This is a genomic window from Staphylococcus gallinarum (assembly GCF_000875895.1).
GTDB lineage: Bacteria > Bacillota > Bacilli > Staphylococcales > Staphylococcaceae > Staphylococcus > Staphylococcus gallinarum.
In genome coordinates this window covers 1-338 of sequence record NZ_JXCF01000210.1, presented here as the reverse complement: position 1 = coordinate 338, position 338 = coordinate 1, and the positions used below count along the sequence as shown (strand labels likewise).

Genomic DNA, 338 nt, shown 5'->3' with positions numbered 1-338 from the left:
GGCATACAAAAACATGTTCAAAGAGAAAATAATAATTATGAAAATGAAGATATAGACCATAGTAAAACTTACTTAAATTATGATTTGGTAAATGCTAATAAACAGAATTTTAATAACTTGATTGATGAAAAAATTGAACAGAATTATACAGGCAAAAGAAAAATTAGAACAGACGCGATTAAACACATTGATGGTTTAATTACATCAGACAATGATTTCTTTGATAATCAAACGCCAGAAGATACAAAGCAGTTTTTTGAATATGCTAAAGAGTTTTTAGAACAAGAATACGGTAAAGATAATTTATTATATGCAACAGTTCACATGGACGAAAAAAC

General features: G+C 26.6%; 1 protein-coding gene. It reads left to right on the top strand.

From position 1 onward, the window contains the following. Positions 1–338 (top strand): MobV family relaxase (gene mobV, locus SH09_RS14100; RefSeq protein WP_200888863.1); only part of this gene is annotated, 338 nt, incomplete at both ends.